The organism is Massilia sp. PAMC28688, from assembly GCF_019443445.1.
Taxonomy (GTDB): Bacteria; Pseudomonadota; Gammaproteobacteria; order Burkholderiales; family Burkholderiaceae_D; genus Telluria_A.
In genome coordinates this window covers 1,253,238-1,277,995 of sequence record NZ_CP080378.1, presented here as the reverse complement: position 1 = coordinate 1,277,995, position 24,758 = coordinate 1,253,238, and the positions used below count along the sequence as shown (strand labels likewise).

The window sequence follows — 24,758 nt, the reverse complement described above, 5'->3', positions numbered from 1 at the left end:
GGCAGCTGGTGAAGCCTAGGTATAGCGTTTCTGGCACTTTTCGCAGAAAAAGCTGCGGCGATTCGACTTGCCCAGGTGGGCCTTGGTGTATGGAATGTCGCAGCGCGGACAGGTGCGCTTGGCGTGGGCCAGCCAGTGCTTCTTGAGCACGAACTGTTTCTTCCACTCCAGGAAGTCAAAGCTGTAGACCCGCGCCTGTTCCACCAGCTGGCGCAGCTTGGCCGCCGGCAGTGCGCCCATGGTGGACAGGGGATGGAGGCGGATCCGGAACAGCACTTCATTCTTGATGATATTGCCCACGCCCGAGAAAATCGACTGGTCGAGCAGGGCATCGCAGGCCAGCATATCGGGCCGGGCGCGCAGTTTTTTACGCGCCAGTGCCGGGTCCCAGGTGGGCGACATCACATCGGCCGTGAAATCGTAGGCGGCAAAGGCTTCGCGGTCGAGTTCCTTGATGGAGCTGGCGTAAATGTTCAGTTCGCTACCATCGGTGAACTGCAGGGACAGGCGGGGCGGGGTCTCCTTGCGTTCGTTGATGCGGTAACTGCCAAAGAGCAGGAAATGGACCTTGAGCACCGTCTTGTTCAACTCGATCAGGAAGTGCTTGCCCCAGGTGTGCAGGGCCGTGACGCGCTGGCCTGCCAGGCTGTCAAGATCGACGGTTTTGGTGTTGCCTTCGGCCATGGCAATCTTCTTGCCCTTGAAGCTGGCCGCTTCTTCCTTGAATATGTACAGTGATGGTCCTTCTGGCACGGTGCGCCTCCTTTACTGCTATTGTCTGGGCAATAGGGTCGGCGCTGTGTGCGGGGGCTAACAATTGGATACAAACTGGGTGGCAGACTTCCTTTAAACGGGGCAAAAAAAGCCTATATTGGAAGCAGGATCTCATTCATCGTTAAAGGAACTGAAATGAAACATGTCATCCGTCAGATTGCCTGCGTAGCCGCCGCACTGGCCGTGGCCGCGCCTGCCGCCGCCGGGGTCAACGTCACCTACCAGGCGCCGGAGCAGTTTGCCGACCTGGGACATTACGAGTGGCAGCGCCAGGAAGTGCTCAGAGAGCTGAGCGACCACTTCAAGAAGCTGGCGGCGCAGCTGCCGCCGGGCCAGACCCTTAATGTGGAAGTGCTCGACATCGATCTGGCGGGACGCCAGCGTCCGGTGCGTTGGAGTATTTACGATATTCGCGTCATCAATGGCGGCGCCGACTGGCCCCACATGAAGCTGCGCTACAGCATCACCCAGGATGGACAAGTGCTCAAGAGCGGCGAAGAAGTGGTGCAGAACATGATGTACACCAATCGCCTGAACCGGTATTTTACGGGTGACACGCTGCGCTACGAAAAGCAGATGCTTGACGACTGGTTCAAGGAAAAGCTGGCAGTGCGCTAAGTCTGTCACAGTCGCCAACAAAAGCCCGGCATTGCCGGGCTTTTGTTGGTGGAATCACTTATTTCGCGCCTTTCTTGATGTCCAGTGACTTGCGCACCTCGGCCATTGTATCCCTGACCGTGTAGTCGGACGGAACGGTGAACAGGGAAGCGGCCGGCTCGTCGCGCTTGACGCCGGAGAGGCGGTAAGTCCGGTCGCCACTGCGCGGATCGCTGTGGCGCGTCATCAGCGTCACCTGCAGTTCGGGCGCATACCAGCTTTCGGTACTGACCACGATCGGATGGCGGTTGCCAATTTCGCCGGCGGGAATTTCATAGCTGCGCAGCTTGCCCTGGGCCTGGATGCCTTCCATGTCCTTCGTCCCCAGGTCCTTGACGCTGGCCTTGGCCGACCACTTGCCGTCCCCCAGGGCGCCGGCCAGGGCCGGCCCGAGGCGTTCCATGCCTGGCATGGGCAGGCGGCCCGCCATGTCCTTGTCCACCAGCACGCGGATTTCTTCGCGCTGGCGGCCCAGTTCACGCAGGCCCGCGCGCGCTTCCCGTTCCGCATCGCGCTCAATGCGCTTGATGATGACGTGCTTGCGCACGTCGTCGCGCGCAGCTTCGGCGTGGACGCGGGCCTTGTCGGCAGCGATGCGCGCGATCTCGCGGTGCGGACCAATTTTCATGGCTGTCTTCGCGTCCGGCTGCAGCACCCAGGTGATGCCTTCGGCAGGATCGACAATGGTGATGTTGCGCAGCGCACCCGTGTGGTCACGCGTTTCCTGGCGCATGCGGCCGGCGCTGTCGCGGTAGCTCATGGTGCTGGTCCTGGTGACGATCTGGTTGCCGTCGGACAGGTTGCGCTGGAATTCATTGACCGCTTCCGCGCTGTACGGGGCATTCTTGACGGCTTTGCCGTGATGCATCAGCCCGGGGCCGAAGTGGGCCATCATGGGGTGGCCGGGTCCGTGCACCAGCACGCGCTCGCGCACTGCATGCCGGGCCGGGCCGGGCACGTCGCCCTCGGCGTCCATGACGCCCGCTTCCAGGGCGGCCGTGCCGCCCTGCCATGCCAGGGCAGGAGAAAAGGCGCCGGCCAGCAGGGCGGCGAGCAGGAGATGTCTGGTATTCATGGTGTCCTCGTCAGTGATAGATAAAAAAAACAGCCATTCAAGGCAGGGCCACCAGCCGCAGGGCCAGTGGGGAGCCGTCGGCGCCGACCAGTACTTCGGCGCGCACCGAGTCGCCCGCGTTTTCCGGCGTGACCGGCAGGCCGATCGCGGCCAGCGCCGTGCGCGGTACGTCCGTTTCCAGCATGCGCGCGTGGGGTTCCTGCTCGATGCGCTCGGCCGAGGCCAGGGCGATAAAGGCGGCCCCGTCATCGACCGTGACGGCCGGGGCGGCGGGCAGGGCCGGGGGCGGCACCTGGGTCGACAGGCCCAGCGCCAGCACGGCCACCAGTGCGGTGCTGCCCACGCCGCCGGCCATGCCCCACTGGCGCGGCGACAAGGCGTGGTACCAGCGGCGCGGCGGGAACTGGCGGGCAAAGGCATCCAGCAATTCCTTTTCCACGCCGCGCGGCGCGTTCAGGCCGGCCATGGCGCCGCGCAGGGCGGCGAAGGGCGGGTCGAGCAGCGGGTCGGTGTGTTCATCCATTTTCATGTGCGGCCTCGGATGGCAGTCAGGCTGCCGTTAGCGGGTTGACGGTGGCATCGCGGCGCAGCTGCGCCAGGCGCTTTGCCATCAGGGCGCGTCCGCGCGACAGGCGCGAGCGCACCGTGCCCAGGTCGACCTGGCAGATCTCGGCAATCTCCAGGTAGGACAGGTCATGCAGTTCGTACAGGATCAGGGGGTCGCGGTAGTGCGGCGGCAGCAGCGCCAGCGCGCCTCTCACCTGCTCGGCCACCTCATCGCTGAGCAGCCGGGACAGCGGTTCCTGCGCTTCGCAGGCAATCTCATCTGCGTCGTCATCCTCGCTGTCCACTTCTTCCAGACACTGTTCACGCAAGCGCGGCGTCTCGTGCTTGAGGATCAGCTTGCGCGTGACGCCAAACAGGAAATTGGGCAGGGCGCCGCGCAGTGGATCGAACTTCAGGCTGTCGGTCAGCAGGCCCATGAACACTTCCTGGACCACGTCCGCTGCCGTGTCGGGCGAACCGGTGCGCAGTACGGCAAACCGGTACAGCGGCCCCTGGTGACGCCGGTAAAGGGCCTGGAAGGCGGCTGCCTGTCCGGCGCGCATCTGGCGCAGGAGGTCGGTGTCGGGGTCGGTGGTGGTGGTCATGGCGGGTCTCTACTGATATTGCCAGTTCGAGCGCCAATAGTTCCAGCTATTTCAAGATTGTTTTGTGCCGCCCACAAAAAAGCCCACGCATGTGGCGTGGGCTGCGGCCTGGCGGCCTTGCCGCGCGCGGTGACTGCGCGCTTACTGCTTGCTGTTGTGGGCGTCGATCAGTTCGCGCAGCTGCTGACCGTTGGAATGGGTGTAATCCTTGTTGATTTCATAGCTGACCAGGGGCTTGAGCTGGGCATCGAGCTCGTTGCGCAGCGAGCCGAGAAAGCCCGGTGCGGCCACCAGGGCCAGCTTGTCAAAGCGCCCTTCCTGCTTGCCCTTGAGCAGGTAGCCGCACACTTCCTTGGCAAACACTTCAGTCTCGTGCTCGTCCGGGGTGGTCGGCGGCTCGTACTGGCTGCTGGGCAGATGGCCACCCGTCTTGTGGATGCTCTTGCCCCCTGCAAAGGTCCCGATGCGGTCGGTGTATTCGTCCGAGGTGCGGGTGCGGGCCGAGGGACTGACCATGTCCTCGATTTCTTGCAGAGGCTTGTTGCGGTCAGACTCGAGAAAGATGCGGGCGCGGCCGCGATCGGCCGACACAATCCAGGTTGAATTCATGTTCTCTCCTTCAATTGACTTACATTGGCGCGGGGTGTGGGAACCGCGCGTGCGCTTGGCTGTGATAAAAGTCTAGCCCAAACAGCAATTTCGAGTAGTACGGGAGAAACAGCGGGTGCGGGCTCAGTCGATCCAATTGGCGCGCGGAAACTTGGCGCGGAACTCGTCCGGCATGGCCACGACCTGGCTGGTCTTGTAGTTGTAAAACACAAAACCGGATTTGGCCATGGCCACCAGGGTCTTGTCGCGCGGGCGCGTGATGCGGAAGGTGATGTCGCCGCCGTACTTGTTAAAGTCCATCACGCCCACTTCAAACAGCAATTGATCCCGGGCATGTGCTTCCGCCCGGTAGGTGGTGGCCAGGTCGGTGACGATGATGCCGGTGCCGTCGCGTTCCGTTTCGCGCACGCCAAACTCGTACAGAAAGCGGGCGCGGGCTTCCGAAATCATGGAAATCATGGAATCGTTGCCCAGGTGATTGGCACCGTTAATGTCCGTCACGCGCACGGTGAGCGGGGTCGTGTAGTAATACTGTTCTTCGGGAAAGTCGAGCTGCAGGCGGGCCATGGCGTACTCGGAAAGTGGCAATAGGGCTATTCTAGCCGGTCGCCACTGGTGCGGGCGCGGCGGCCTGGCCGCGCAGCGCCAGCAGGTAGAGCACCAGGGAGACGAGGGAAAACGCGAGCAGCATGCCGAACAGGGGCGCGGGACCGGCCTGGGCCCCCATCATGGCAGCGACGGCCAGGGGCCCGGCGGCCTTGGTCAGGAGGGATGGCGTGGCAAGGGCGCCGGCAATGGCGCCATAATTGCGCGTCCCAAACAGCAGCTGGGGCACGGTCCCGCGCACGATGGTCAGGATGCCGGTGGCCAGGCCGTATACCGCGCAGAACAGGGCCATGGCCAGCTGATGGCGGCCCAGGAACATGACCAGCAGCATGGCTGCCGGCAAGGTGGCAAAGCACAGCTTGCCCAGGGTGTCGGCGCCCACGCGGTGCCCGAAGGTCATTTCCAGCAGGCGCCCGGCCACCAGCATGGGGCCGATCAGGGACGACATGATGACCACGCTGGTGACGGAATGGCCAAAGCCCTGCAGGATGCCGATCAGGTGGACCGAGAGGGCCGAGAAAATGAACTGGTTGGCCGCCAGCGCCAGCGCCAGCATCCAGAACATGGGATGGTGGAGGGCCTGGCGCAGGGTGAAGTCGGCCCGGGTGCGGCTGGCGGCCGGCGCCACGCGCGGCGCCTGGTGCCGGTCGAGCATGAGGTGCAGGGGAAGGCACAGCAGCAGCTGGACCAGGCCATAGATGAAATAGGTATCGCGCCAGCCCAGCGCCGTGTCGAGCTTGAGCGTGAGGGGCCAGAACACGGTACTGGCAAATCCGCCAAACAGGGTCAGGCTGGCAATGGCGCGCCGGGCATCGAGGCCGAAGCGGTAGTTGAGGGCGGCAAAGGCGGCGTCGTACAGCACCGCGGCCATGCCCAGTCCCAGCACGGTCCAGGCGAGAAAGTACAGAAACACCCCGCTGGCATGGGCCAGCAGGAAAAAACCTGCAGCCGTGACCACGGAACCGCCGGCCAGTACCGGGCGCCCGCCATGGCGGTCGATCAGCCTGCCGACCACGGGCGCGGCCAGGCCGCAGGCCAGCAGGGCCCAGGAATAGGCGCCAAACACAATTTCCGGGCGCATGCCGGTATCCCGGGCAATGCTCTGGGACAGGATGGCAAAGGCGTAGTACAGGCTGCCCCAGGAGACAAGCTGGGTCACGCCGAGCATGGCAATGGTCTGGGGCGAACGGGGAGGATGATCCATGAAGGCGGCGCGCAAACGGTGGGCCGGCAAGCCCGGGTCTGCCATTGTAGCGGCTGGCGCTGGCGCTTGCCGCGGCCGGGCCGGTGTCAGGCCGCCGCACTGTGTCCCTGCCTGAGTAACTGCTCGAAGGCAGGCCCCGGCAGTGGCTCGCTGAACAGAAAACCCTGGCCGTAATCGCAGTCTGCCGCGCGCAGGATCTCGGCCTGGGCCTCATTTTCCACCCCTTCTGCAATCACCTTGAGGCCAAGCTTGTGGGCCATGACGATGATGGCTTCGCACAAGGCAACATTGGCTGCATCGTTGTCGAGGTTGTAGACAAAGGATTGGTCAATCTTGAGAAAGTCGAGATTGAATTTGCGCAAGTAGGACAGGGAGGAATAACCGGTGCCGAAGTCATCGAGCGAAATCTTGATGCCGGCCTTATGAAACAGGCGCAGCTGCTTCATGACCGTGGGGCTGGAAGCGAGCAGCAAGCCTTCCGTGATTTCCAGGCCTACCTCGGGCACGCTGTCCCTGCCGATGGTTGCCATGGTACCGTCGCTGAGCCAACTGCCCCAGATGTCATCGCCGTGATAAAACTGGGCCGGCGACACATTGACGTTGATGGTCAGCTCGCCCTCAATGGTGCGGCAGTGGCGGGCAAAGGCCAGCGCCTCCTGGAACACCCAGTTGCCAATGCCGATGATCTGGCCATTGTGCTCGGCAATGGGAATGAAGTCGACGGGACTGACCTGGCCCAGCTGGGGATGCGACCAGCGCAGCAAGGCTTCGGCCTTGCGCACGCACCGGCTGGCCATATCGACGATGGGTTGATAGTGGAGTGCAAGCTGGCGGTCGTCGATGGCGCGGCGCAGCTCGTTACTCATGGTCATGCGCGCCTGCGCCGCTTCCTGCATGCAGGGCGTAAAGTAGCTGAGCCGGTTGCGGCCCTGGTCCTTGGACTGGTACATGGCCTGGTCGGCATTGCGCAGCAGTTCGACGGCATTGTCGCCGTCGCGCGGATACAGCGTGATGCCAATGCTGGCCGAAATATAGGCCATGTCGCTGCCAAGGCGAAATGGCCGTGCCAGGTCGGTGCGGATTTTGTGCGCGATATCGGTGACGGTGTCGACCTCGTGCAGCTCGCTCAGGGTGACGGTGAATTCGTCGCCGCCCAGGCGTGCCACGGTATCGGTCTCGCGCACATAGGTTTGCAGGCGCTGGCCTACCTGCTTGAGCAGTGTGTCGCCTACCTGGTGGCCCAGGGTGTCGTTGATTTCCTTGAAGTGGTCGAGATCAATGAACAGCAGGGCCAGCGGCAGACCGCTGCGCCGCGATACCTTGATGTCGCGCTCGAGCCGGTCGTGGAAGACGTTGCGGTTGGCCAGGCCCGTGAGGCGGTCGACATTGACCTCACGCATGGCCTGCTCGATCTGCTGGCGGCTGTGGACCTCGGTGGACAGGGAATAGGCTTGCTGTTGCAAGGTGGCGACGGTGCGGTGCAGGTGGTCGATATTGACGGCCGGGTCGAAGCTTTCGGCCGGCAGGACATGGCTGTGCAGATTGCACACTTCGCTGAACATGGCAGCGTCGTTGGCGCTCGGAAAAGCATTGAGGGGGTAGGCGCACAGCAGTGAAAACGGGTAGTGCCGCTGCAGTTTGTTGAAGTAGCGTTCCACCTTGATGGCGGCGTCGTGCTTGCCCGTGGAATAGAGCGAGCGGTGGGCCGGCGCGCACAGGATGGCCACCATTTCACCGAACACGAAAATCTGGTCGTGCTCATGCTCGGCGGCATCGCGGATGATGCCGCCGATGGCATCCTGGAAGCGCTCTTCCACCGGCTCGCCTCGTTCCATGAACAGGGGCAGCATGCAGTCTGCGGCCAGCGGCAGGTAGCGCCCGCTCTTGGCCGATCCGTGTTCATCGAGCAGGCCCCGCCCCTGCAAGGTTTGCTCGAGGCTGCGCAGGTGTTCGGACGTGGCGATGGCAATGCCCTTGTGCCCGGCCGCGATGGCGCCGCCGATGAAGTCGGCCAGCCCCTTGATGAGGAAAACGTCATCCTCATAAAACTGGACAAGATGGTTGTGCATGAACGCCCGCCCCGGATATCGCGATTCGGTGTTTAGAGTGGCGAACAGCGCAAAAAGTTTAGTGCAATCGTGTTTATTTGCCTGATTTTGCCGGGGCCGGCGCACCCTGGCGCGTCTTGCTCACCACGCCGCTGGGATCGAACAGCACGACATACTCGGAAAACAGCCCGTTCCCCTGGGGGGCCTGGTACAGCCACACCTGGTAGCCGCTGTCGAAGGCAATGCTGCGGGTAGGGCCAAGGGCGGCCAGCACGCTGGCGCGGGTGGCCTGGCCGGGGACGGTGGCAGCGGCCAGGCGCGCTTGCTCGACCTGGGTGCCGGGCGGGGGCGGGGTGCCGGCACAAGCGCCCAGCGACAGTGCCAGGGCCAGATGCGGGACGCGCCTCATGGCTGCACCGCCGCATCGGTCATGTACTCGAAGGCGACGACCGTGTCGTCGGGCCAGCTGCGGTCCCAGATCGGGGCATAGTAGCTGCGGTCAAGCAGCACCTGGCAGTCGCAAAACGGCAGCATCTCGCGTGTCTGCTGGCCCCCCGCATACAGCATGTCGAAGGGCAGCACCTGGGTGCGGCTGCCGTGGCGCAGGATCACGCTGAACAGGGGACGGTCGGCAAAGAACAAATAATTGCCATCGGGCTGGCCACAGACCTGGTCCGGATCGGTCAGCATGTTCGACAGCCAGCCGAACATGGGGGAACTGTTCGATACCAGGCCCGACTCCATGCCGACCAGGCATTCCAGGCGCAGGTCGCCGAGGCGGCGGGTGCCGGGGGCCAGGCCGGGCGACTGCACCCAGGCGCGCCAGGTCATGCTGTCGCTGCGGCGGCTGGCAATGACGGCCGCATCTTCATTGAAGGCCTGGCTGTTGCGCGGCAGGACAAAGCTGAAATCGGGAGCAATCGTGAGCGGCAGCGATACATTGTCGCCCAGCACCCGCAGGGTCACGCCTTCAAGCTGCGAATTGGGCAGGCGCGGCAGCAGCCGGAAGCGCAGTGTTGCCTGGGGCGCCAGGGCGCGGTCGCGCGCGAAGCGGTCCATGCCGCGGATCATTTTGCGGTAAGACTTGTCGACCGGGTCGCGCACGAACGGCACGCGCACGGTCTGCATGGGCTGGGCTGCGGGCGCTACTTGCGCCGCCGCGCCCGGTGCCCAGGAGGCAGAGACGAGGGCGGCCAGGGCAAGGATGTGGCGCAGGCGCGGTGCCCCCATCATGCCCTTTGCCCGGTGACCAGTGGCCCGCATTACCAGTGGCGGGTGCGGCCCGTGTCGAGGTGGACGAATTGCGACGAGGGATAGTAGCCCACACCGCCCGACTTTTCCGCCAGGGCCGCCTTGTGCAGGGCAGCCAGGTCGCGCCCGGGGATGCGGATATCGATGGCCTTGCCGTCAAGGTGCATGCTGTGGCGGGCCACGCCCCCGCTGGCCTTGGCCAGCTTGGCATTGGTCTCCGGCGAGCGATAGCCGGAAATGACATGCAGGACGTCCGAACCGCCGAACTTGGCACTGACCTTGTCGAGCAGGAGCAAGAGCTTGGGGTCCATGTCCTTGATGGTATTGCTGCGGTGGTCACGCAACAGCTTGTTGATATCGGCCATGGCGTCAGGAATGAACTGGCCTTCGGCCCAGAATACCCGCTTGATACTTTCGCCCGTGTGCGTGTTGTACAGTCGCAACACGCGTTCATGCGGCGCAGCAACAGCAGCGCGGGCGAGGGCAGGCACACCCATGGCAGAAGCAAGCACAACGGAGGTCTTCAGGAAGGAGCGGCGTTGGTTCATGATAATGTCCTTACGCGTAATTCTCGAACCCCCATGATACCGAAAGCGCGCCCCCCGCGCATAAAATTGTGTGTAAGCAATTTTTACGCGGGGTCTGGAACGGGCGGCGCTAGCTGGCCACCGCCCCCGGTTTGGCGGTCACGCAGCGGCCGGCGCTGCAGGTGGCGCCCGGGTCCATCAGCATCATGCAGTTCGATATCATGCCCGAACGCTGGTCCTGTTCCTTGCGCTGGGCCGCATCTTCGGCAGCCAGGCGTGCCACCTTGGCACTGTCGCTGCGTTTGGTGGAATACGCCAGATACCCTTCCGGGCCGCCACAGGCCTTGCTGCCGACGGGGACGGTCTTGCATTGCTGCGCCGTATCGCACGCGGCATCGCCGATTTCGGCCATGAGCCGGGAACGGGCCGTGCCGGCCGGCGCGGCCGCCACCACGGGAGCGGGGGCCGGCGCGGCCGCGGCCGGTGCAGCCGTCGCCGGCGCCTCGCCATTGCCGGACACGCCGCTGCAAGCCACACTGGCCGACGCCAGCACCATGGCGCCACACAGGCGCGCAATCAGGGGGAGAGAAATTTTCATGCCCCCATGATCCCAAAGCCTTGCCGCCTTGGCAAGGGGCGCGCGATTGACCCGGGCCGCCGCGGCCAGTGCCGCGCTCCCGGACTGTTGACACAGTATAATTTACGCCGCAGTCAGCTGCAGACCCCCGCACTTTCACCATAGGCCCGAACATGGCAACCGACAAGACCACGACCCTGACACCGGTAACGATCCCCGTGTCGCAGCGCATCCGCGAGCGCCTGGTGGCGAGCAAGACCCGTTTCCATGCGAACGACAACATTGCCGCCTACATCGAGCCGGGCGAACTCGAGGCCCTGCTGGACGAAGTGAGCAGCAAGCTGCAGGGGGTGCTGGAAAGCCTCGTGATCGATACCGAGCATGACCACAACACCCAGGACACGGGCCGGCGCGTGGCCAAGATGTTCGTCAACGAAGTCTTTGGCGGGCGCTATGTTCCGATGCCGCCGGTGACGGAATTTCCCAATGCAGCCCATCTGAATGAACTGATGATCGTTGGCCCCATCACCGTGCGCAGCGCCTGTTCACACCATCTGTGTCCGGTGATCGGCAAGGTCTGGATCGGGGTCATGCCGAATGAGCATTCGGCCCTGATCGGCCTGTCCAAGTATGCCCGCATCGCCCAGTGGATCATGAGCCGGCCCCAGATCCAGGAAGAAGCGGTGGTGCAGCTGGCCGACCTGCTGCAGGAAAAAATGCAGCCGGACGGGCTGGCAGTGGTGATGGAAGCCGATCACTTCTGCATGCAGTGGCGCGGCGTGAAGGACATGGACGCTAAAATGATCAACAGCGTCATGCACGGCTCCTTCCTCAAGGACCCGTCCCTGCGCCGCGAATTTTTGTCGCTGATCAAGCGCTGAGCAAGCGCTGTTCAGCCAGACCGCCAACCGCCAGTCACCGGAGAGTCACCATGCTAGTCAGACTTCTGTACGCCAGCCGTGCGATCGGCAGAATCGAATGTGCCCAGATCCACGACATCATGCAGGAAGCGCACGCACACAACCCGCAGAACGGCATTACGGGCATCCTGTGCCACAGCGACAAGGTGTTCATGCAGGTGCTCGAAGGCGGGCGCGAAGCGATCAACGCCCTGTACGCCAAAATCCTGCGCGATGCGCGCCACAGCGACGTGGTGCTGCTGCACTATGAAGAAGTGAGCGAGCGGCGCTACGCCGGCTGGACCATGGGCCAGGCCAACCTGGGCAAGATCAACGCCTCCACGCTGCTGCGCTTTTCCGACCTGCCCGTGGTCGACCCGCACGCCATGTCAGGCAAGAATTCGCTGGCCCTGATTGACGAACTGATGGCGACCGCCACCATCGTCGGCCGACCCTAGTGTCCGAGGCCGGGCCATGCTGGCGGGCCTGCCGCGCCGTCAGCGTGGGCCCGGCGCCGCGTCGCCGCCGGGAAGCGCCTGTGCCCCACTGCCGCCCCGGGCAGCCCCAATAAGATCCAGCAGGTCGCGCCCCAATACGCGCAGGCGCGCCGTATCCACCTGGCGCTGCTTGTACGCCTCGTGGCTGGCCGGGCCGGACTGGCTGCGGTCATGGCTGGCGCGGTCCATCAGCTGGATCTCGTACTCGAAGAAAAAATCCACGTCGCCATCGTGCGCATGCTCGATATCGGCGCCGCGCAAATGGATCATCTTGCGCAGCGTGACCTGCAGGCTGGAAAAGCCGGCCCCGCTGTGAGGATTGTCGCTGCGACTCTGGGGCTGGGCCAGGGCCAGCAATTCCTCGTCCATCTTGTGCAGCAGCGCGGCCGGATAGCCATCGCTGAAGTCGAGCATGCTGCGGTATTTGACAAACACCTGCTTGGCCGCCTCCAGGTCGAGCAGCGTATTGCGGGTGCGCTGGGGGTCGACGTTGGTCACCGACAGCAGGTGCGCCCGCTGCAGCGCATGCAGCGCCAGCAGGCACTCGAAGCGCGTGTTGAACGTCAGGCGCACGCCCAGGTGGTCGTAGATGTCAGAGGCCAGATAGGCCGCCTTTTGCAGCAGCTTGAGCAAAATGCTGTTCCTGCCCTTGTGGCTCTTGCGGTCGTAATGCAGCAGGGGCAGGCGCAATTGACCGTCGGTCAGGTAGTACTGCACGCCGTCATGGTGGATCACCTCATCGAGGCTGGCAAAGATCTGCGCGCGGATGGTGGCAAAGTGGCGCAGCTTGAGGTCACTGTCGATATAAAAGATCCCGTGCATGACCTTGAGCACCGCGCACGACCACAGGCGCAGCAGGTCGGTCTGCTCGCCGCGCTGGGAAGCATAGACCAGCAGCAGCAGCGGGTCGTCGGCAAAGCGCACTTCCTCGGGCATGAGGGCGGCATGGGCGGGGTCGACGAAGTGGCCGAGGATGAAGTCCACCGCTTCGCGATGGGCGCGCACGATGCGCAGCAAGGTGGCGTGCTGGTCGAGGTCAAAGCCGTACTCGCGCGCGAACTGGCGCGCGTCGTGCAGGCTGCGCAGCGCCAGGGAGCTCAAGTCAATGGCCGACTGGCCGCTCGTGATGGCGGCCAGATAGCCCCAGTTCAGTGAAAACTTCTGGCGGCTCTTGGGCGGCGCGGCAGGTTCGGTCATGGACCGGGGCGCGGGGGCAAACGGCGAATGCTGGCGCGCTGCTTATTTCGCGCTCAGGCAAGTCTTCATGAAGGCTTTGCGCTCGTCGCCCTTCTTGCCGGCGGCGTCCGCGTTACAGGTCTTCATCTTCTCCTGCTGCGCGGTCGCTTTCGTGACCGGGGCCGCGCTCAGACACTGCTTCATGAAGGCCTTGCGCTCCTCCCCCTTTTTGCCGGCCGCCTCGGCGTTACAGCTGACCATCTTGTTCTGCTGCGCCGACCTGGCAGGGGTGGGTGCATCCGGGGCGGCCAGGGCAGAGCAGGACAGGGACAAGGAGAGCGACAGGGACAGGGCAGCAACGGTGAACGGTTTCTTCATCAGGATCCTCGGCAATGGGTCAGCAAGCGCTGCAGCGGCGCAGCGCAGTTGCGACTATACGACAGCCAAACAGTCTCCGTAGAAACTTTTTTTCGTGCGCCGCAGCAAGTGCAGCATGGGCGCAACGGCTAGCGCAGCACCTCCAGCTTGGTCTTCTTGCCGCCGCGGTAGGTGTACAGCGTCATGGCCGCGTTGCGCAGGTCGCCCCTGGCGTCAAAGGCGATGTTGCCGGTCACGCCCTGATAGCGGATTTTGGCCAGGGCCGGCAGGTAGCGCGCCGGGTCCGCCGACTTGGCGTTCTGCATGGCCGTGGCCAGTACCATCACGGCATCGTAGGCGTACGGGGCGTAGGTCTGCAGCTCCAGTTGGTAGGTCTTGCGATAGCGTTCAGTGAAGTCGGCCATGCCTTTTTCCTGGGGGCCGGTGACGCCGCCGGCGACGGCGCAGGTGACGCGGTTCTCGCCCAGGCCCTCGGCCGCCAGTTGCGGCAGCTTTTCCGAGCACACCCCATCGCCGCTCACGAACGGCACCCGGATTGCCAGTGCCTGCATCTGCTTGAGCATGGGGCCGGCCACCGCATCCATGCCGCCATAGAAAATCAGGTCTGGCTGTTTCGACTTGACCTGGGTGAGGATGGCATTGAAGTCGGTGGCCTTGTCGTGGGTGAACTGGCGGCTGACAATGGCCGCGCCGCCGATGCGCCGCACCGACTTGACGAATTCGTCGGCCAGGCCCTGGCCGAAGGCGGTGCGGTCATCGATCACCGCGATGCGGCGCGCCTTGAGGCGCCGGACCGCGTAGCTGCCAAGGGTGGCGCCGACCTTGCTGTCGTTGGCGACCACCCGGAAGGCCGTGTTGAAGCCCTGGCGCGTGTAGTAAGGCGTGGTGGCGGCGGGCGAGATCTGGGCGATGCCGGCGCTGTGATAGAGCTTGGAAGCGGGGACCGTGGTGCCGGAATTGAGGTGGCCGACCACGCCGGCCACTTTCGCGTCGATCAGCTTCTGGGCCGCCATGGTGCCCTGTTTGGGATCGGCGGCGTCGTCCTCGGCCAGCAGTTCGAAGCGCACCTTCTTGCCATTGATGGTGAAGCCGCGCGCATTGAGGTCGGCGACGGCCATGCGGGCGCCGTTTTCAGTGTCCTTGCCCTGGTGCGCGCTCTGGCCGCTGAGCGGGGAGACGCTGCCGATCCTGATCACCTGATCGGCCGCGAGGGCATGAAAAGGCAGGGCGGCGACGAGTGTGAGCAGGCAGGCTGAGGGGCGCATGAACATCCGGGGAAAAGTGGCGGCAATGCCGAATCCAGGGATTCTATCCCGGCAACAAGATTGCCCGCGCCCCGCTTGTTTCCAACCGCCAGGGTCAGACCACTTAAACGATCGAAAATCAATGTCCTGCAAGCAGAGTCAGACCCCGCACGGGGATCCACGGGCGTCGCGCGTCCAAAAGTATCCCCGCAGAAAAGCGGTCAAGAGCGATTGATGTCCTGTACAACTGACGGTGCGCAATTTAATGCATCGGCGGCAGCATTTTTCCGCCATTTGTTGCCATACGGCGCGGAAAAAAGTTGCTTTTGCGGCGTTTAAGTGGTCTGACCCCGCCTGTAGGAAATTGATTTTGCCTCGTTTAAGTGGTCTGACCCTGGTTGGGGGAAATTGTTTCGGGGTAGGTGCGGAGCATCGCTTCAAAGGCGTCGACGGGGATGGGTTTGCTGAACAGGTAGCCCTGGTAGGCGTTGCAGCCGTGGCGCTGGAGGAAGGCCAGCTGCGCTTTGGTTTCGACACCTTCGGCAATGACGTGCAGGTGGAAGTTGCGCGCCAGGTCGATGATGGTCTTGACCATCACCGCGTCCGTCGGGTCGGTGCTGATGTCGCGCACGAAGCTCTGGTCGATCTTGATCTGATCCAGCGGCAGCTGCTTGAGATACGACAGCGACGAGTAACCGGTGCCGAAGTCGTCCATCGACAGGCCCACGCCCAGCGCGCGCAGGGCGCGCATCTTGACCACCACTTCGGCCACGTCCCCCAACACCACGCTTTCCGTCAGTTCCAGCTTGAGACAGGAAACGTCGAACCGGTGACGCGCCAGCGCCGCCGCCAGCCGCGCCACGAAGTCGCCCTGGTGGAACTGGCGCGCGCTGACGTTGACGGCCAGCGTCAGGTGCCGCAGCCGTGCGTCGCGGTGCCATGCGCCAAGCTGGGCGCAGGCGCTGTCGATCACCCAGTTGCCAATGTCGATGATGAGCGAGCTTTCTTCGGCAATGGGGATGAACTGCATGGGCGACACTGCCCCACGCGCCGGATGGGTCCAGCGCAGCAGCGCTTCGGCGCCCAGCGCCCGCCCGCCGGCGTCGACCTGCAGCTGGTAATGAAGGCTGAACTGGCCGCGCGCGACCGCGTGCCGCAGGTCGGCATCGAGCGCGGCGTGGGTTTCGACCGCCAGCTGCATGGCGGCGCTGAAAAACCGCATGGTGTTGCGCCCGGCATCCTTGGCCTTGTACATGGCCATGTCGGCCTGGCGCAGCAGCACTTCGGCGCTGTCTCCGCTGCCGGCAAACAGGCTGGCGCCAATGCTCGGCGAGCTGTGGTGCATGGTGTTGTGAAGCTGGAAGGGATCGGTCAGCGCAAGGCGGATTTTTTCGGCTATGTGCGCCGTCTTCTGCGACGCTGCCCCCTGGTCCTGGTCCAGGTCAGGCAGCAGCACCACGAATTCATCGCCGCCCAGGCGCGCGACAGTGTCGGTGTCACGCACGCAGCCACGCACCCGGGTCGCCACTTCAATGAGCATCTGGTCGCCCATGCCATGCCCGAGGACGTCATTGATGGTCTTGAATTTGTCCAGGTCGATGAACAGCACCGCGCCGTAGCGGTGGGTGCGCGCCGCGCCAGCGATGGCCGCCTGCAGCCGGTTCATCAGCAGGCGGCGGTTGGGCAGGTCGGTCAAGGCATCGAAGAAGGCGAGGTGATGAATTTTTTCTTCGGCCAGCTTGCGCGGCGATATGTCGTCGAAGTTGACGACCACTTGTTTGAGCCGGCCGCCGGCGTCAAACTCGGGAAATGCATGCACCATCAGCCAGCGCACCCTGGCTGCTGCGTCGCGCACACCCAGCACGAGCGCTTCGAGCGGCTCGTGATTTTTCAGCACGCGCGTGACCGGATAGGCCGGCGGCAGCATCGGTTCGCCCTGTTCGTCGACAAAGGCAAAGGCGGCGTCGTGGGCCAGCTTGCCCTGCATGGTGTCCGGCGTCAGGCCCAGCAGTTGCGCGGCGCGCGGATTGCTGTAGGTGATGGCGGTGTCGGGGGCGTGCACGACAATGCCGGTGTGGAGGTTTTCCAGCAGCTCGCGGTGACGCCGCTCGCTTTCGCGCAGCATGAGCTGCTGCTCCTGGAAGCGTTCCTGTTCCCGCCGCCGGTGGTCGATATTGAAGGTCACGCCGATCAGCCGGTGACCGCGCTCGCCGCCCGCCGCGTCCATCAGCCGGCCATGGTTGGCGTACCAGACCCAGCGGCCGTCACGCGCGCGAATCCGGAATTCGCACTGGTAGTTGGCGCTCTTGCCAGCCAGATGATCGGCCAGCGCAGTCTTGATGCGGTCGATATCGTCGGGATGGATGATGCGAAAGATGTTGTCGATGAAGGCGCCGATTTCGCTGTCGCTGTAGCCGAGTTCGCCGTAAATCTTGACGGCCTGGCGCGTGACTTCGCCGGTGACGAGATCATTTTCCCATAGGTCCAGCCCGGCCGCTTCCATTACCAGCGCCAGCCGCTGTTCATCAATGCCTTCGTATCGCTCCTGGCCCATCCACCCCGCTCCTTTTCCCATTGCCGCCTGTTGTAGTGTAAAGCAAGCGCGCTACGGTCAGGCATGCGCTTGCGTGGCGGATCCGTGACGCGGCGCGGGCGCAACATGTTGTTACAATGGAATGCTTAACAGGATTTCAATCAGGACGTGGATGCGACAGACAGAAGGCGGGGCAGGGGTGGCGGCTGCCGGCACCATCATGGACGTGCAGCACATCGTGATCCTGATGCAGGAAAATCGCTCGTTTGATCATTATTTCGGTACCCTGCGCGGGGTGCGCGGTTTTGGCGACCGCTTCACCATCCCCGTGGCGGACACGACAGGCACAGCGGGCAGTGTCTGGCTGCAGCGCAACGACAGCGGGGATGCGGTCGCCGACCGGGTGGCACCTTTTCACCTGGACACCACGCAAGCGTTCTCGGCCATGCGGGTGCTCGGCACTCCCCACACCTGGCCCAATGCGCAGCGGGCGTGGGACCATGGCCGGCTCGCTGCCTGGCCCACTTTCAAGCAGCGCCATGCGATGGGCCATTACACGGCCGTCGACCTGCCCTACCAGTGTGCGCTGGCCGACCTGTTTACCGTGTGCGATGCCTATCACTGTTCGCTCCAGGCCGGCACCAATCCGAACCGCGTCATGGCCTGGACCGGCACCAACGATCCGTTCCAGCTGGGGCACGGTCCGGTGATCGGCAACAGCTATGACCACCTGGGTTTCGATCCTGCGGGCGGCTACAGCTGGACCACCTATCCGCAACGGCTGCAGGCAGCCGGCGTGAGCTGGCAGATTTACCAGGACCTGAGCGACAATTACACCGACAATCCGCTGGTGGGTTTCCGGGCCTTTCGGCAGGCGGCTGCCGCCAGCGCACCTGATGCGGTGCAGCGCGCCCTGCGCGAGCGGGCGCTCACCACGCGCACCCTGGACCGGCTCAGGCAGGATGTGCAGGATGGCACGCTGCCCCAGGTGTCGTACATCATCGCCACGGCCGAGGGATCGGAACATCCGGTCCCGTCCAGCCCGGCGCAAGGCGCGGCCTATACGGCCACTGTCATCGATGCCCTTGCCAGCAACCCGGCAGTGTGGAGCAAGACCGTGTTGTTCCTCATGTTTGATGAAAACGATGGCTTTTTTGACCACGTACCGCCGCCTGCAGTGCCTTCGTGCCTGCATTGGGATAACGACCCGGCCAAGGCGCGCTTTGCCGGCGCGTCCACGGTGAGCACGGCGGGCGAATACCATCACCTGCGCAGCACCGAAGCGACCGAGGCCGACGACCTGATGCACAGGCCTTACGGACTCGGCCCGCGCGTGCCGATGCTGGTCATCTCGCCCTGGAGCCGCGGCGGCTGGGTCAATTCACAAGTGTTTGACCACACCTCGCTGATCAGGTTCATGGAAGTGCGCTTCGGGGTGATGGAGCCGAATATTTCGCCCTGGCGGCGGGCCGTGTGCGGCGACCTGACCAGTGCCTTCGATTTTGCCAACCCCGACCCCCGTCCGTTCGTGCACCTGTTGCCCGCTACCGCCGAGCGGGCGCAGCGCGCACGGCAGATAGGCCAGGCCAGCCTGCCGCCCATGCCCGCTGTGCCACAGTTGCCGCGCCAGGCAGCGGGGACGAGGCCGTCGCGCGCGCTGCCGTATGCGCTGGCGGTGCACGAGCTCCCGCCCGGCGACGGGAACACCATCAGTCTGCTGCTGGCCAATGCGGGCCGGGCCGGGGCGGTATGCCATGTCTATGACCGCTTGCGCCTGGCGCAGGTGCCGCGCCGTTACACGGTGGGGGCGGGCCACAGGCTGCCGGCCAGCTGGGATGCGCCGGACGGGGCGTATGACCTGTGGATCCTGGGCCCAAATGGCTTTCACCGCCATGTGGCCGGTACGCTGGCAGCGCCGCCGTTCCAGGTAAGCGTGGAACTCGATGGCGGCAGCGGCACGCTGGACTTGATCATGCACAATCCCGGGGGGACGGCGCGCGCATGCGTCGTCCATGCCAATGCCTACGCCGATGCGCTGGCCGCGGCCACGCCATGGCAGATCACGCTGGCGCCGGGGCAGCAGGCACGCCGCAGCTGGCCGCTGCAAGGCAGCGGTGGCTGGTACGACTTCAGTGTGCGCCTGCCAGAACTGCCAGGCTACGTGCGCCGCTTTGCCGGCCGGCTTGAAACGGGGCGCGACAGCATCAGCGATCCCGCCATGAACAGCCCTTCCTGGCCGAAGACGGGGCTATAGAGCAGGGCGGGCGCCGGCGCGGTAAAGCCGCGCGGATTTGCTATGCTGGCGGTTTTCCACTGGCGCGAGCCACTTACGGAGTAGTTATCATGGTCTCCCTGCAGGAGCAATTGCTCAAAGCCGGCCTGGTCGACAAGAACAAGGTCAAGCAAGCCAATCACGACAAGATCAAGCAAAAGAAGGTGGAGCGTCGCACCGGCACCCTCAGTGTGGACGAAACGCGCCAGGCGGCGCTGGAGCTGCAGCGCCAGAACGCCGAACGCGCGCGCGAATTCAATGCCCAGCGCGATGCGGCGGCACGCCAGAAGGCGATCGAGGCGCAGATTGCCCAGCTGGTAAAGAATAATCGCCAGGACAAGGGCAAGGGCGACGTTGCCTATAATTTCACGCACGCGAGCAAAATCGAGCGCATCTACGTATCGCCCGCGGTGCAGGGCCACCTGGTGGCGGGGCGCCTCGTCATTGTGTGCCAGGGCGGCAGCACCGAGCTGGTGCCGCGCGTAATCGCCGACAAGATTGCCGAGCGCGATCCTTCGCTGGTGGTGCGCGTCAACAAGAAAAGCACGGTGGTGGAGGAAGACGATCCCTACGCCGCTTTCCAGATTCCTGACGACCTGATGTGGTAAGCCACGCGCTACCAGGGCAGGCAGCTGCCGTCGTAGGCGCGAAACGAACCGGAGTCCTGTGGCTGCAGCGTGTCGAGCACCTGCAGCATGTCGCGCGCGGCGTCGTGCGCCGGGCGCGCACGGCCGGCACTGCGAAACGGTTGCGACAGGGGTGAGGCCACGGTGCCGGGATGCAGCGCCACCAGGATGCTGGCCGGCTTGCTGCGGGCCACCTCGATGGCAGCCGTTTTGACCAGCATATTGAGCGCGGCCTTGGAGGCGCGGTAGCTATACCAGCCGCCCAGCCGGTTGTCGCCGATACTGCCCACCCGGGCCGAGAGCATGGCCATGATGGCGCGCCCGTCGGCCAGCAGTGGCGTGAAGTGGCGCAGCAGCAGGGCCGGACCGAAGGTGTTGGCTTCAAACGTGGCGCGCAGCTGGGCGTAATGCATGTCGTCCAGGCGCTTTTCGGGCATGAAGTCGGCGCGGTGCAACAGCCCGGCGGCATTGATGATCAGGTGCAGAGGAGGGCCGGCCGCGAGCTGGCGCGCCGCGCCGGCAATGCCGTCTTCGTCGGCAAAATCGAGGGCAGGATGGGACTGGCGGTGCAGCCCCTGCACCGACGCGCAGCGCGGATCTTGCGCCAGATGCTGGATAAAGGCCTGGCCAAGCGCACCGGAGGCGCCGGTCACGAGGGCGTGGAACTGGTCGGGCAGGCTGTCAAGCATGCTGGGTGCTCGGCAGGCAGGCGGGGCTGGCGCGGCGGCAGCGCTCGGAACAGTATTTGACCTGGTCCCAGTCGCGCTGCCATTTCCTGCGCCAGCTGAAGGGCAGGCCGCATACGGTGCAGTTCTTGCACGGCAAGTCGGCCTTTTTGCGCATCTTCATGCGTGATTACTTGGGCATGACCACCGCATCGATGACGTGGATGACACCGTTGTCGGCGGCAATGTCGGTCTTGATGACATTGGCCTTGTCCAGCATCACCTTGCCGTTTTTCGCCTTGACCGTCAGCGAGCTGCCTTCCACCGATTTGACGGCGCCGGGCTTGACGTCAGCCGCCATGACCTTGCCGGGCACCACGTGATAGGTCAGCACCTTGGTCAGCGCTGCCTTGTCCTTGAGCAGGGCGTCAAGCTTGGCTTTCGGGATCTTGGCAAACGCTTCATCGGTCGGGGCGAATACGGTAAATGGTCCCGGACCCTTGAGGGTATCGACCAGGCCGGCCGCTTCCACGGCGGCGACCAGGGTAGTAAAGGAACCGGCCGACTTGGCCGTGTCGACGATATCGGCGGCCTGGGCCGCGCCAAAGCTCATTGTCAGTGCTGCTGCTGCCAGAAATTTTTTCATGGTGTTCTCCTTGAAAGGTAGCTGATGTACCGTTATTGAACCGTCGGAGCAGTGAATTTATCGGTTAAAAAGCAGCGTGTCCACGGGTGTTCGCGGTATTATGTGCTTTTAGTGGTTCAATAGCGGTTCAATTATGATGAAAATTTCCGAGGTTAAAGATGTTGCCGGACCCAGTTATCGGAGCGGTGTCGCTGCCCGCCTGGCCGGCCTGAGCGTGGAAACCCTGCGCGTGTGGGAGCGCCGCTACGGCGTGTGTGATACCGAGCGCTCCGAGCATGGCCAGCGCCTGTACTCGGCGCCCCAGGTGCGGCGCCTGGGCATGCTCAAGCAGCTGGTCGACAATGGGCACCCGATCGGCATGCTGGCCGGCCTGTCATCCGAGCAGCTGGAAGCGATGGCCCTGGGCGCTGGCGCCGCGCAAACAATGCAGAGCGGGCCGATCCGGCTGGCAGTGGTCGGCGAGGGGCTGGCCCGGCGGATCGCGGCCGCGGGGCGCGATGGACTTGACCTGTATGTGCAGCGCAGTTGTCCCGGCCTTGAACAGGTGCCCCGGCAGTTGGCGGGCGTCTTGTCCGACGTGCTGCTCATTGAAATGTCAGAACCCGACGACCAGGCCTTGCCGCTGCTGGTGGCCGCGCGCGACAGCGTGGGCGTGCAGGCGGTGGTGGTGCTGTACCGCTTCTGTTCCAGCGCCACCATCCGCTCCATGCGCGCCCAGGGGTTCCTGGTAGCGCGCGTGCCGGCTGAACCGGGCGAATTGGTGCTGCTGTGCCGGGCAGCGCTGGCCGGCAACAAGCTGGCCTTGCCGGAACGGCCCGTGCAGCAGGTGGCGCCTCCGCGCTATGACGAGGCCGAGCTGGCCACCTTGACGACGGCGCGCAATGGCGTGGAATGCGAGTGTCCGCGCCATCTGGCCGAAATCCTGATGATGGTAGGCAGTTTCGAGCGCTACAGCGCCCAGTGCGCCGCACGCAATGACGACGATGCCAGCCTGCACCGCGAGCTGGGCCATGCAGCGGGGCTGGCCAGGACCATGCTGGAAGGAGCCATGGCGCGCCTGGTGCAGGCGGAAAACCTGCCTGTGAGAGCGGCGGCTGATGAGCGGGATTAATGTCGAACGACCCTGAACGAAGTCGGGCGGAATAGCTGGTTGCTGGAGAGCCACTCGAACGAGATGCACTGGCTCTGCGACTTCGTTACGCTGGAAAGCGAAAATCACTAACAATGAGCTGCAAATGCTCGCTCAGTTCGTGAGAGAACTCTTCACTGTTTAGCGATCCAGCAACTGAAGCAACATGGCAGAAATTGCTTAGTGCGGGTGACTTTTCCCTCTGGCTTTTTTTGTAAAGGGGAGGCTGGTGCGTCAGAGAACGCTGAACCAAATTTATCTGATATTAGGATATATTGACATATCGCTTATTCAGATAATATTGATATATCCGAATAGCAGATTTTCCTATGTCCTTCGCACCTAGCTGCCATACCCTCGCCACCGCGTCCCATCTTGGGCAGCTCCTTAAGACCACGCGCAAACGGCACAAAATCACACAAGCTACTCTGGCAGGCTATGTCGGGGTCAGCCGGAATCGCCTTTCGCATCTGGAGAACCATCCCGAGGAACTCAGCGTCAAGCAGCTGCTCAGCTGGTGCTCGGCTCTGCAGTAGCGGAGAAGATTCTGGGTGGTGTGCTGGCCGCGGCGCGTGCACTGGAAGCAATGCCGCCAAGTTGAGAAGCCTAACAAGGCTTGTTCGGGTCATCAGAGCAACAAGGCGAACGCGGAGCCGTTTAAACGCCTGCCATCCGCACCCGGAGGTCGTCGTTCAATGAGGTAGCACCCGCCGAAGTGAGCGCCACGCCCAGCAGGATTGAGGCGATCTGCTGGTTTCGACGGCTGGCTTACAGTGGCAATGGACCGACAATGACTCCCAAACAAGGACATCACCCGATATGCATAGTGTATTAAAGCTTCTGGCGCTCTATGTAGCGTTGTCGGTATTTCTGGTCCTGCTTTGGCTCGGGCTGGGCGGTGGCGAATTGCCGGCCACCGCGACGCAATGGTTATGGCTGCTGGTGCTGGCAGTGCCGCTGCATCTGGTTGGTGAACTTATTGCATACGGCTTGTGGTATAACCGAGCCGCTCGTTTTGTCGAACAGAAGACTGCGGGGAAGCGAATTTCCGTTTTTCGGATGCTTTACGCATTTTTCATGATCGTATTTTTTTGTGGCGTGATAGTCGGAGCAGCCCATTTCTGGGAGTTGCTAAAGGGCCACATTGTTACCTGAGCCGCTGCGGCAGTGCATTATTGTTCTGGCGCTGGGCGGGGCGACACCTTGGCTGGCTGCTCGCACTGATCTGTTTATGGCCGCGTTGGGACAAATGATGACTGCCGCGGGAACGGCCTCATAGTTTGTGCACCTGTTGCCTGAGCAAGCCGGCGCCTGGCCTCAGCGCGGCGTGCCCAGCACTTGGGTCCAATACACGCGGCCGCTCTGCGGTTCTACCGCGTAGCCCATCCCCACCTGGGTAAAGCGCGCCTGCATGATGTTGGCGCAGTGCCCGGGACTGGCGAGCCAGCCCGTCATGACTTCCTCGACGCTGCGCTGACCGTAGGCAATGTTTTCCCCAATGTCCCGCCAGGCATAGCCGACCGCGGCAGCGCGCCTGCCCACATCGCTGCCATTTTTCCCCCTGTGCGAAAAATAATTCTGCGCTGCCATGTCGCGGCTGTGCGCCATGGCAGCGTCGGCCAGCTGCGGACTCAGGGCCACCGGCGGTGCCGGCGCAAACCTGGTACTGCCGCACGTGCGGGCACTGGCGCGTGCGCGGTTGACCGCTTCCACCGTGGCCGCGCCCGTCTCGGACAGTGGCGGCAGGACCACTGGTGGCGGGCGCGGCGGCGCCGGTTGGGCAAGCACGACCTGCCAGGCGTTGCCGGTGCGTGATACCCCGACCGCGCTGAAACGCTCCGAGCGGATGGCCGGGCAATAGGCGCGCACCAGAGCCTCCATGACCGCTCCGGCGTCCTGCGGACCGGTGACGAACATGGCTTCGACATGCTCGGCGGCGTAACCCTGGCGCTCCAGTGCATGCGTGAGCAAAGTGCCGCTGCCGATGTGCACGGCGGCCAGGGCAGGGTGGGGAGACAGGGTGCCCACAGCAGGCATGGGCTGGCTGCCACAGCTGGCGGGACTGGCGCGGAACTGGTTCAGCAACGACACCAGCTCGGTGGCCGGCGCCGGGCGTGCCGCCGCAGCCGCGCAGGCGCCGGCCAGCGCCAGGATTGCCCGGCTACCGGCCCGGCGGAAACAGTTCTTGCCCAAGCTTGCTCCTTTGTTCATGAC

At 63.9% G+C, this 24,758-nt stretch carries 28 protein-coding genes; 8 read left to right on the top strand and 20 right to left on the bottom strand.

Annotated elements, in window-relative coordinates:
- Window positions 1-15: 15 nt before the first annotated feature.
- Window positions 16-753 carry a DNA-formamidopyrimidine glycosylase family protein gene (locus KY495_RS05680; protein ID WP_219882753.1) on the bottom strand — a complete coding sequence of 246 codons (738 nt, stop codon included), beginning with the start codon at window positions 751-753 and terminating at the stop codon, window positions 16-18.
- Between the two features lie 156 nt (window positions 754-909).
- Between KY495_RS05680 and KY495_RS05675 the strand changes: the two genes are divergently transcribed.
- Entirely contained in the window at window positions 910-1,392 is a 483-nt protein-coding gene (locus KY495_RS05675) for a DUF3016 domain-containing protein (protein WP_219882752.1), read from the top strand.
- Between the two features lie 58 nt (window positions 1,393-1,450).
- On the opposite strand, the gene KY495_RS05670 is transcribed toward KY495_RS05675, so the two are convergent.
- The 11 genes from KY495_RS05670 to KY495_RS05620 all read right to left on the bottom strand — a co-directional run bounded on the left by KY495_RS05670 (window position 1,451) and on the right by KY495_RS05620 (window position 10,500).
- Window positions 1,451-2,506 carry a hypothetical protein gene (locus tag KY495_RS05670; protein WP_219882751.1) on the bottom strand — a complete coding sequence of 352 codons (1,056 nt, stop codon included), beginning with the start codon at window positions 2,504-2,506 and terminating at the stop codon, window positions 1,451-1,453.
- 37 nt (window positions 2,507-2,543) lie between these two features.
- The gene (locus tag KY495_RS05665; RefSeq protein WP_219882750.1) at window positions 2,544-3,035 is read right to left on the bottom strand and encodes a hypothetical protein; all 492 of its coding nucleotides are present in this window, start codon (window positions 3,033-3,035) and stop codon (window positions 2,544-2,546) included.
- A gap of 19 nt (window positions 3,036-3,054) precedes the next feature.
- The gene (locus KY495_RS05660; RefSeq protein WP_219882749.1) at window positions 3,055-3,657 is read right to left on the bottom strand and encodes an RNA polymerase sigma factor; all 603 of its coding nucleotides are present in this window, start codon (window positions 3,655-3,657) and stop codon (window positions 3,055-3,057) included.
- A gap of 141 nt (window positions 3,658-3,798) precedes the next feature.
- Window positions 3,799-4,266, bottom strand: coding sequence for a host attachment protein (locus KY495_RS05655; RefSeq protein WP_219882748.1), 468 nt, complete (start codon window positions 4,264-4,266; stop codon window positions 3,799-3,801).
- Window positions 4,267-4,389: 123 nt separating this feature from the next.
- On the bottom strand, window positions 4,390-4,833 hold the full coding sequence (locus KY495_RS05650; protein ID WP_219884117.1) for a thioesterase family protein: 444 nt from the start codon (window positions 4,831-4,833) through the stop codon (window positions 4,390-4,392).
- 31 nt (window positions 4,834-4,864) lie between these two features.
- Window positions 4,865-6,121 carry an MFS transporter gene (locus KY495_RS05645; RefSeq protein ID WP_229518508.1) on the bottom strand — a complete coding sequence of 419 codons (1,257 nt, stop codon included), beginning with the start codon at window positions 6,119-6,121 and terminating at the stop codon, window positions 4,865-4,867.
- Between the two features lie 41 nt (window positions 6,122-6,162).
- Window positions 6,163-8,145, bottom strand: coding sequence for a bifunctional diguanylate cyclase/phosphodiesterase (locus tag KY495_RS05640; protein ID WP_219882747.1), 1,983 nt, complete (start codon window positions 8,143-8,145; stop codon window positions 6,163-6,165).
- Window positions 8,146-8,218: 73 nt separating this feature from the next.
- Window positions 8,219-8,533, bottom strand: coding sequence for a hypothetical protein (locus tag KY495_RS05635; protein ID WP_219882746.1), 315 nt, complete (start codon window positions 8,531-8,533; stop codon window positions 8,219-8,221).
- On the bottom strand, window positions 8,530-9,357 hold the full coding sequence (locus KY495_RS05630) for a hypothetical protein (RefSeq protein ID WP_229518507.1): 828 nt from the start codon (window positions 9,355-9,357) through the stop codon (window positions 8,530-8,532). Before KY495_RS05630 ends, KY495_RS05635 begins: the two co-directional genes overlap by 4 nt.
- 29 nt (window positions 9,358-9,386) lie before the next feature.
- Window positions 9,387-9,923, bottom strand: coding sequence for a DUF882 domain-containing protein (locus KY495_RS05625; RefSeq protein ID WP_219882745.1), 537 nt, complete (start codon window positions 9,921-9,923; stop codon window positions 9,387-9,389).
- Window positions 9,924-10,032: 109 nt separating this feature from the next.
- Window positions 10,033-10,500 carry a hypothetical protein gene (locus tag KY495_RS05620; protein ID WP_219882744.1) on the bottom strand — a complete coding sequence of 156 codons (468 nt, stop codon included), beginning with the start codon at window positions 10,498-10,500 and terminating at the stop codon, window positions 10,033-10,035.
- A gap of 152 nt (window positions 10,501-10,652) precedes the next feature.
- Between KY495_RS05620 and folE the strand changes: the two genes are divergently transcribed.
- The gene (gene folE, locus KY495_RS05615) at window positions 10,653-11,360 is read left to right on the top strand and encodes a GTP cyclohydrolase I (RefSeq protein ID WP_219882743.1); all 708 of its coding nucleotides are present in this window, start codon (window positions 10,653-10,655) and stop codon (window positions 11,358-11,360) included.
- Between the two features lie 50 nt (window positions 11,361-11,410).
- Complete coding sequence (locus tag KY495_RS05610; RefSeq protein WP_219882742.1) at window positions 11,411-11,836, top strand: BLUF domain-containing protein; 426 nt, start codon at window positions 11,411-11,413, stop codon at window positions 11,834-11,836.
- 39 nt (window positions 11,837-11,875) lie between these two features.
- Here the strand turns inward: KY495_RS05610 and KY495_RS05605 are convergent, their stop codons facing one another.
- The 4 genes from KY495_RS05605 to KY495_RS05590 form a co-directional block, all read right to left on the bottom strand.
- Window positions 11,876-13,072, bottom strand: coding sequence for a TIGR04552 family protein (locus KY495_RS05605; protein ID WP_219882741.1), 1,197 nt, complete (start codon window positions 13,070-13,072; stop codon window positions 11,876-11,878).
- A gap of 42 nt (window positions 13,073-13,114) precedes the next feature.
- Window positions 13,115-13,429: a PsiF family protein gene (locus KY495_RS05600; RefSeq protein ID WP_219882740.1), complete on the bottom strand. Its 315-nt coding sequence runs from the start codon at window positions 13,427-13,429 to the stop codon at window positions 13,115-13,117.
- Window positions 13,430-13,557: 128 nt separating this feature from the next.
- Window positions 13,558-14,700 (bottom strand): branched-chain amino acid ABC transporter substrate-binding protein, encoded by a 1,143-nt coding sequence (locus KY495_RS05595; protein ID WP_374040989.1) that lies wholly within the window; start codon window positions 14,698-14,700, stop codon window positions 13,558-13,560.
- 352 nt (window positions 14,701-15,052) lie between these two features.
- Complete coding sequence (locus KY495_RS05590; protein ID WP_219882738.1) at window positions 15,053-17,227, bottom strand: EAL domain-containing protein; 2,175 nt, start codon at window positions 17,225-17,227, stop codon at window positions 15,053-15,055.
- 151 nt (window positions 17,228-17,378) lie between these two features.
- On the opposite strand from KY495_RS05590, the gene KY495_RS05585 reads away from it, so the two are divergent.
- A complete protein-coding gene (locus KY495_RS05585; protein WP_229518506.1) occupies window positions 17,379-19,460 on the top strand; it encodes a phosphocholine-specific phospholipase C in 2,082 nt (693 codons plus the stop codon).
- An 89-nt stretch (window positions 19,461-19,549) separates the two neighbouring features.
- Window positions 19,550-20,086, top strand: coding sequence for a DUF2058 domain-containing protein (locus tag KY495_RS05580; protein WP_219882736.1), 537 nt, complete (start codon window positions 19,550-19,552; stop codon window positions 20,084-20,086).
- Window positions 20,087-20,094: 8 nt separating this feature from the next.
- On the opposite strand, the gene KY495_RS05575 is transcribed toward KY495_RS05580, so the two are convergent.
- The 3 genes from KY495_RS05575 to KY495_RS05565 are packed head-to-tail and all read right to left on the bottom strand — an operon-like array spanning window position 20,095 to window position 21,415.
- Window positions 20,095-20,793, bottom strand: a complete 699-nt coding sequence (locus KY495_RS05575; RefSeq protein ID WP_219882735.1) for an SDR family NAD(P)-dependent oxidoreductase — start codon at window positions 20,791-20,793, stop codon at window positions 20,095-20,097.
- Window positions 20,786-20,953 carry a DUF2256 domain-containing protein gene (locus KY495_RS05570; RefSeq protein WP_219882734.1) on the bottom strand — a complete coding sequence of 56 codons (168 nt, stop codon included), beginning with the start codon at window positions 20,951-20,953 and terminating at the stop codon, window positions 20,786-20,788. Before KY495_RS05570 ends, KY495_RS05575 begins: the two co-directional genes overlap by 8 nt.
- 6 nt (window positions 20,954-20,959) lie before the next feature.
- A complete protein-coding gene (locus KY495_RS05565; RefSeq protein WP_219882733.1) occupies window positions 20,960-21,415 on the bottom strand; it encodes a fasciclin domain-containing protein in 456 nt (151 codons plus the stop codon).
- Window positions 21,416-21,548: 133 nt separating this feature from the next.
- Here KY495_RS05565 and KY495_RS05560 point away from each other — a divergent pair, with 133 nt between their 5' ends.
- The 3 genes from KY495_RS05560 (at window position 21,549) to KY495_RS05550 (ending at window position 23,699) form a co-directional block, all read left to right on the top strand.
- Window positions 21,549-22,526: a MerR family transcriptional regulator gene (locus tag KY495_RS05560; protein WP_229518505.1), complete on the top strand. Its 978-nt coding sequence runs from the start codon at window positions 21,549-21,551 to the stop codon at window positions 22,524-22,526.
- A gap of 347 nt (window positions 22,527-22,873) precedes the next feature.
- Window positions 22,874-23,080 (top strand): helix-turn-helix domain-containing protein, encoded by a 207-nt coding sequence (locus KY495_RS05555; protein ID WP_219882732.1) that lies wholly within the window; start codon window positions 22,874-22,876, stop codon window positions 23,078-23,080.
- Window positions 23,081-23,363: 283 nt separating this feature from the next.
- On the top strand, window positions 23,364-23,699 hold the full coding sequence (locus KY495_RS05550; protein WP_219882731.1) for a hypothetical protein: 336 nt from the start codon (window positions 23,364-23,366) through the stop codon (window positions 23,697-23,699).
- Window positions 23,700-23,861: 162 nt separating this feature from the next.
- Here the strand turns inward: KY495_RS05550 and KY495_RS05545 are convergent, their stop codons facing one another.
- Window positions 23,862-24,755: a CAP domain-containing protein gene (locus KY495_RS05545; protein WP_219882730.1), complete on the bottom strand. Its 894-nt coding sequence runs from the start codon at window positions 24,753-24,755 to the stop codon at window positions 23,862-23,864.
- Window positions 24,756-24,758: the final 3 nt, after the last annotated feature.